The following is a 6,877-nucleotide window of genomic DNA, read 5'->3' as shown; positions in this document are numbered from 1 at the left end:
TCCAGATCTCAACAAAATTGAAAAGTTCTGGGCTAGATTGAAAAACTATGTTAGTCAGATTATCAATGATAGTGAAAACCTTGTGGATGCTGTGAGTAAAGCCTTCAGGCATCTGTCCTAACTAACTCGTTCTATGCCATAGAAATAATTGAAGTGTATAAAACTTAAAATCCTAGTCCATCAAACAATCATAAAAATCATAGTTTAGACGTTTTCATCAAGCATTTTTGGGGCTACGGTTCCAAAATTCGGGCTAGTCAAAGACTAAACCCGAACTTGACCGAGTTTTTTAATCCTCTAAACTAATCTTGACCGGATTAACTTTCCAAATCTCTTGACAATATTCCCAGATTGTGCGATCGCTAGAGAATTTAGCCATGCGAACCGAGTTAAGAATCGACATCCGCGTCCACTTGTCCCGATCGCGATAAGCTTCACTTACCTGTTCCTGACAATCAGCGTAGGATTGATAATCAGCTAAAAGCATATACTGGTCATCGTAGAGGAGAGAATCGACGATCGGCCTGAATAATTCCTGGTCACCATGGCTAAAATAACCACTCTTGATTCGATCGATCACTCCCTTCAATTCGCGATTATTTTTGTAATAGCTCATCGGTTCATAACCGTGGGCTTTCTTAGCATAAACTTCTCCTGCTGTCAAGCCAAAAAGGAAGAAATTTTCTGCCCCGGCTTCCTCGCGGATTTCGATATTAGCGCCGTCCAGAGTCCCGATGGTGAGGGAGCCATTCATGGCAAACTTCATGTTACCGGTTCCGGAAGCTTCCTTACCCGCCGTGGAAATCTGTTCGGACAGATCCGCCGCCGGATAGATGCGTTGACCCAAAGAAACGTTAAAGTTAGGCAGGAAAACCAATTTTAAACGACCTCTGACATCAGGATCCTTATTAACAATTTCAGCTACAGCATTAGTTAACTTAATAATTAACTTAGCCATAAAGTAACCGGGGGCTGCCTTACCACCAAAGATAAAAGTGCGCGGCACAATATCGATCTGAGGGTTCTGTTTAATGCGATTATAAAGGGCGATAATGTGCAGAACTGCCAGATGTTGGCGTTTGTATTCGTGAATCCGTTTTACCTGCACATCGAAAATCGAATTAACATCCACCTCGATATTGCGGGTTTTCAGCATATAAGCCGCTAAATCGGCCTTATTCGCCTGTTTAATTTCATACCAACGCTGACGGAATTCAGGATCATCAAGGTATTGTTCCAGTTTTCGCAATTCCTTCAGGTCTTTTAACCAATTATCGCCGATTTTTTCGGTAAATAGTGCCGATAATTGGGGATTGCTCAATAAAATCCACCGGCGCGGGGTGACACCATTGGTTTTATTGTAGAATTTTTCTGGCCAGAGCATGGCAAACTCTTTCAGGGTGTCTTTTTGCAGCAACTCGGTGTGTAAGGCAGCGACTCCGTTAATCGAGTGACTACCCACACAGGCTAAATTAGCCATGCGAATTTGTTTATTACCCCAACCAGCTTCTTCAACTATCGACAATTTGCCCAATAATTCCTCGTTATCGGGAAACCAAGTCCGCACATCCTCAAGGAAAAAGTGATTGATCAGGTAGATAATTTCTAGATGTCGGGGCAGCAGTTTACCAAGTAAATCCGCCGACCAACGTTCCAGGGCTTCCGGCAATAGGGTATGATTGGTATAAGCGAAGGTTTTTTGGGTAATTGCCCAAGCTTTTGACCATTCTAAGCCGTTTTCATCCACTAACAAACGCATTAACTCAGCGATCGCAATGGCAGGGTGAGTGTCGTTCAGTTGAATAGCGGCGGTTTCGTGGAAGTTTTGCAGATTTTTGTGGCTTTTTAGGTGAATGCGAATTAAATCTTGCAGGGAAGCGGCCACAAAAAAGTATTGTTGGGCGAGACGTAATTCGCGACCGGCGGGGGTATTATCGTTGGGATAAAGGACTTTAGAAATGGTTTCCGCGTCCATTTTTTCGGCCACGGATTGATCGTATAACCCGGCGTTAAAAGCCTCAAAATTAAACGATTCACTCGCTTCTGCTTTCCAGAGACGCAAAGCGTTAACCGTGTTGGTTTTGTAACCCGGGACGGGGGTATCGTGGGGAATGGCTAAAACCCGACGTTCCGGCAGCCATTGTACCCGTTCCTGTCCCTTATCATCGTGATAGATTTCCGTCCGGCCACCCAGTTTTACTTCCACACTTTCATCGGGACGGGGTAGTTCCCAAGGATTGCCGAAGCGTAGCCAGTTATCGGGGATTTCCACCTGCCAACCGTCTTGGATCATTTGATGGAAAATGCCAAATTCGTAGCGGATACCGTAACCGATGGCGGGAATTTCTAGGGAAGCGAGGGAATCGAGGAAACAAGCCGCTAAACGCCCTAAACCGCCGTTTCCCAGGCCGGGATCCGGTTCCTGTTCGATAATTTCCTCAAAATCAAGACCTAATTCCTCGATCGTCTCTTTGATTAGGTCATAAATACCCAAATTAGCGAGATTATTACCTAAATACCGCCCCATGAGAAATTCGGCGGAGAAATAGCAGACGAGTTTAACTTTTTCCTGTTTGTAGGTGTCGGTGGATTTCAGAAAACGACGCAGCAGGCGATCGCGAACGGTGTAGGCAAGGGCGACATAGTAATTGTAGGGACTGGCATTAGTGCGGTTAACCCCTTGCAAATAAAACAAATTGTCCAGAAAAGCCCGTTTTAGGGTTTCGGGACTCATGCCCGTGCGATCATCTTCGACTAAAGTGGGGCATTGAAGTGCTTCAGTCCCATCAGCTAGGGTGTAGGTTGTCTCCATCGGTTTTTGTTGTCCATATATTCGGGAGTCGATCGCCGATCAGATTCTGATGACGATATCCTTTATAGTTTACTTGTTACCTTTTGGAGAGACTCAGACATTTAGATTTCTATTGGTTTTGAGGGGAACGGCGATCGCAATTGCCGCCAAAAAAAGGGTGAACCCTGTTCACCCTCCCACAATTATTCACAAAAAAAGCTTAATAGCGTTTTTTTCTGTCACCACCACCACCATTGAAGGGCGCACGCTCTTCACGCTCGCGGGCCTGGTTAACTTTAATTGCTCGTCCCATCCATTCAGCACCATCCAGGGCGGCAATTGCGGCGGCTTCCTGGGCTTTATTTTCCATTTCCACGAAGGCGAAACCGCGTTTGCGGCCTGTCTCACGATCCACGGGAATATGGACTCTTTGAACCTTGCCGTAGTCTGTAAAAACTTCGGTTAGATCATCTTGGGAAATCTCGTAAGAGAGATTACCAACAAAAATAGACATAATACTTGAATCCTCGATCAATACTCAAAACGGTGTGGAGACACAAAATTCAGGGAGAAGCCGAACAATACTAAAGTAAAAGACTTACCGAGTTAATACTGAAAACGAACTTGAACACCAATCTTGACTCTCGCCTCGATCATAACACAGAAAGAGTCGATCGCCGATCAGAATCTGATGACGATATCCTTTATAGTTTACTTGTTACCTTTTAGAGAGACTCAGACATTTAGATTTCTATTGGTTTTGAGCGAAACGGCGATTGTCGACAAAAAAAGGGTGAACCCTGTTCACCCTCCCACAATTATTCACAAAAAAAGCTTAATAGCGTTTTTTTCTGTCACCACCACCACCATTGAAGGGCGTGCGCTCTTCACGCTCGCGGGCTTCGTTAACTTTAATTGCTCGTCCCATCCATTCAGCACCATCCAGTGCCTCAATTGCTTTGGTTTCATCGGCTTTATTTTCCATTTCCACGAAGGCGAAACCGCGTTTGCGGCCTGTCTCTTTGTCAACGGGGACATGAACCCTTTTAACCTCGCCGTAGTCTTTAAAGACCTCGACCAGATTTTCTTGGGAAATCTCGTAAGAGAGATTACCAACAAAAATAGACATAATACTTGAATCCTCGATCAATACTCGAAACGGTGTGGAGACACAAAATTCAGGGAGAAGCCGAACAATACTAAAGTAAAAGACTTACCGGATTAATACTGGAAACGAACTTGAACACTAATCTTGACTCTCGCCCCAATCATAACACGAAAAGACTAGAGTTAATGTTAACTTTTATTCTCCGGGGAAAGAGACTGTTTTGGCTATCGGTGGCTACTCCCTCAACCCTGAGCTTTTTTCTCCCGACGAAATAACCAAATCATCAGGGCCACCACACCGATTTGTAGGGCAAAATTGGGTAAGGCGGTGGCTACGTCCCTTGCTGCCGCTAATTGGGCCAGAAAAACCACCGCACCGATAAAACCAGAAGCACCTAAACCGAGATAGAGAAACTGCCGCAGCCCTCGATAGGGATTGGCCGCTTCCGCTTTCAAGCGGGCGTATTTTTGGGGATCAAGTCGAGGGGATTTGCTCATAAAAAAATTTTTCTAGCTGTGTATCTATTGTCCGTGATATAATCGGAAATTGGCAATGTGCCGATGTAGCTCAGTGGTAGAGTAGTTGATTCGTAATCAATTGGTCGTGGGTTCAAATCCCATCATCGGCTTGGGGTTTTACCTCCCGGAAGTTGACTAAGAAATACTGGTACAGTGGTTAAATGCCTTGATTTTGTTCCGGCTATGCCAAAACCCCCCCTAGGCTAACGCCTTTGCCGGGGATTTGCGGCTCTCTTGGGTTTGGTGGGTAAAATCTATTCTCAGATACATTTCTGCTGGCGAGCGAATGAAACGAACCACAAAGACACAAAGGACACAAAAATTGATCGCTCCTATATAAGTTAAACTTATCACACCAAGGGGAAGAGAGCCGATTTACTTCAATAAGCCATTTTAGCAGCAAACAAGAGGTAAAAGAGTGGCTCTTCTGGTTTCTGTGTGGAAACGAGGTCTATACTGATAGTTTCTTCGACAAAATAGTCCTAAAAGTGTTACCCGATAAGCATTTCACGATTCCATAAGCAAAAATTATCACACAAAGTCGAGAAGAGCCAAAGAGTTAATTGCTCGAACCGATCTCTCCCTATTTCGGGCGAAATCTTTGGGAAAAAATCAGCTAGTTACTAAAGAAAAGGTTGAATAATTTCTGTGATCGCTTGACGTTGGCAATCGTCATATCCCCAGCGCTCTAGAAAGGCTTGATATTCTCCTTGTCCGCTGTTTAAACTGGTGGCTAGTTGTTGTAATTTTTCCTTTAAGGCTGGCGACAATAACTGCTTAATTAGTTGACCAGTTTTTTCTTGGACTTTCTCAGAACCTCGGGCGTTTTCTTCGTCTCCTTGACCACGATGATAGATGACCATTGCCGTGGACATAGCCAGATTTTTAACTAATAATTCATTCACCAATATCGGGGAAGTTTTTAAAGCATTGATTACTTCTAAACTAGGATATTCCGTATAGGATAAATCGCTGGTTAGGTAAGTAACAAAAAATCCTCTAGCTCCATTTTCTGTCGAGATTAGCTCAGTAATTTTTTGAGTGATTGTATTGGCATCTAAAAACTCAATTTGAGTTAGTAAATCTTGAGTTTGTTGGATAGCATTTTCAAAGCTTATACTCATACCCATACCTAGCCTTCTGTGAAGTTTAAGAGAAAAATACTAAGCATCTAAAGCATTTAACCAATTAGTTAAATCCTCCAATGTCGAAAAATCCAATAAAGCTTCCCCCGCTCGTTCCAGATCATCAATATTCAAGGTCATAATCCGACTCTCTAGAGCCACATCAATAGATCCTAACTTACGTTTAATCAGACGAATAATTAGATTTCTTTCTCTTGCTAAACCCTGTTCTAAACCCTGTTCTAAACCCTGTTCTAAACCGCGGCGCATCCAACTGGTGGTAATCTGCATAACTCCCTCCTGTTCGGGTTGAATAAATGTGCTAATCTCCTGTTGAAATTCTATCTCCTCGGACGAGTTGAGATTGAGATAGGTATCGACAAAGCCTGAAATCAATTGCATTCTAGCCGCATCTAATCTTAATGTTACCAATAATCTTAGACATTGTGCCTTAACTTTTGCTCTATCCCGAGGGGCAATTTTCATCTTGGCCATCAAAGCGGCAGCGACGGGATTAGCTTGATTGAGAAAATCGCGCCAATTCAAGCGATTTAACTGGACAACTTGATAGTTAAATTCTAACACTTTCAAGTCGGGAAACGCAATTTTATATTGACGAATTGCTTCTTTTTGCGGACGCTCATAGGAAAATATGACAATCGGATAAACTGGTAAAGCAAATTTTTGATGCAGGCGAGCAAAATAAGTAAACATTCGCCGATTAAATTCTGGTTGAGAGCTAGACTGTGCTTCTAGATGAATTAAGAAAAATGATGATTGTCCTCGAAATTGAACTTGGGCGACTAAATCACTTTCATACTTTTCTCCTTCCGTGACATCGGTAAAGACTTCTTTGTCTAAAAATGTGATCTGATTAGGCTCTAAATAATTAATAACCGCGGGGAAAAACAACTGAATAAATTCAACAAAAAAAGTCGAAATTAATTCCTTAAATAAACGATCATGGTCAATAATATTATTCATACATAAGTAGTTATCCTAATGGTGAGGTAGAAAGTTTTCCTTTTGGGGAGTCGGTCGCCGGCCGTCGATATCAAAATTAGGTTACACTTCATCTTGAGGATAAAGGCGGTCAATTACTCGTTAAGACTACACCAGAACAGGGAGCTGCGGAGAAGAAGTCCGAGCATTTGTACTAAAATATCTAATAGACGGCTAACTGCTATATTTTCTGTTGACATCCTCGCCGCCGTAAACGGACGGTGATTCCCAAACCTCACGATTTAGGCTTCGGCCGTGAGCTCAGCGTTCGACCGAGCTCACGCCGAGGTCCGAACGGTTTCTGCTTCTTTCCCGAAGGATTTTTCGCACCTGC

6 protein-coding genes and 1 tRNA gene are annotated in these 6,877 nt (G+C 43.3%); 1 reads left to right on the top strand and 6 read right to left on the bottom strand.

Annotated features, from left to right (window positions below; genetic code table 11):
- Nucleotides 1-289: 289 nt before the first annotated feature.
- From IM462_RS03140 to IM462_RS03125, 4 genes are all read right to left on the bottom strand, one after another.
- A complete protein-coding gene (locus IM462_RS03140) occupies nt 290-2,812 on the bottom strand; it encodes a glycogen/starch/alpha-glucan phosphorylase (protein ID WP_287703379.1) in 2,523 nt (840 codons plus the stop codon).
- Nucleotides 2,813-3,011: 199 nt separating this feature from the next.
- Entirely contained in the window at nt 3,012-3,305 is a 294-nt protein-coding gene (gene rbp, locus IM462_RS03135; RefSeq protein ID WP_287714823.1) for an RNA-binding regulator, read from the bottom strand.
- Nucleotides 3,306-3,626: 321 nt separating this feature from the next.
- Nucleotides 3,627-3,920, bottom strand: a complete 294-nt coding sequence (gene rbp, locus IM462_RS03130; protein ID WP_287703375.1) for an RNA-binding regulator — start codon at nt 3,918-3,920, stop codon at nt 3,627-3,629.
- Between the two features lie 221 nt (nt 3,921-4,141).
- On the bottom strand, nt 4,142-4,396 hold the full coding sequence (locus IM462_RS03125; RefSeq protein ID WP_287703373.1) for a DUF3493 domain-containing protein: 255 nt from the start codon (nt 4,394-4,396) through the stop codon (nt 4,142-4,144).
- A 59-nt stretch (nt 4,397-4,455) separates the two neighbouring features.
- Here IM462_RS03125 and IM462_RS03120 point away from each other — a divergent pair.
- Nucleotides 4,456-4,527: transfer RNA gene (locus IM462_RS03120), tRNA-Thr, on the top strand.
- Between the two features lie 513 nt (nt 4,528-5,040).
- On the opposite strand, the gene IM462_RS03115 is transcribed toward IM462_RS03120, so the two are convergent.
- Nucleotides 5,041-5,541 (bottom strand): sll1618 family protein, encoded by a 501-nt coding sequence (locus IM462_RS03115; RefSeq protein ID WP_287703371.1) that lies wholly within the window; start codon nt 5,539-5,541, stop codon nt 5,041-5,043.
- Nucleotides 5,542-5,580: 39 nt separating this feature from the next.
- Nucleotides 5,581-6,525: a DUF4351 domain-containing protein gene (locus IM462_RS03110; RefSeq protein ID WP_287703369.1), complete on the bottom strand. Its 945-nt coding sequence runs from the start codon at nt 6,523-6,525 to the stop codon at nt 5,581-5,583.
- Between the last annotated feature and the right edge of the window lie 352 nt (nt 6,526-6,877).

Source organism: Microcystis sp. M144S2 (assembly GCF_020246065.1).
Classification (GTDB): domain Bacteria; phylum Cyanobacteriota; class Cyanobacteriia; order Cyanobacteriales; family Microcystaceae; genus Microcystis; species Microcystis ichthyoblabe_A.
Note: the sequence above shows the minus strand (reverse complement) of the source record. Positions and strands in the feature narration are given on the sequence as shown.

What these genes read in the sequence shown, in the direction of transcription:
- IM462_RS03140 (WP_287703379.1), bottom strand. Translation starts at nt 2,812, where the DNA reads ATGGAGACAACCTACACCCTAGCTGATGGGACTGAAGCACTTCAATGC.
- rbp (WP_287714823.1), bottom strand. Translation starts at nt 3,305, where the DNA reads ATGTCTATTTTTGTTGGTAATCTCTCTTACGAGATTTCCCAAGATGAT.
- rbp (WP_287703375.1), bottom strand. Translation starts at nt 3,920, where the DNA reads ATGTCTATTTTTGTTGGTAATCTCTCTTACGAGATTTCCCAAGAAAAT.
- IM462_RS03125 (WP_287703373.1), bottom strand. Translation starts at nt 4,396, where the DNA reads ATGAGCAAATCCCCTCGACTTGATCCCCAAAAATACGCCCGCTTGAAA.
- IM462_RS03115 (WP_287703371.1), bottom strand. Translation starts at nt 5,541, where the DNA reads ATGAGTATAAGCTTTGAAAATGCTATCCAACAAACTCAAGATTTACTA.
- IM462_RS03110 (WP_287703369.1), bottom strand. Translation starts at nt 6,525, where the DNA reads ATGAATAATATTATTGACCATGATCGTTTATTTAAGGAATTAATTTCG.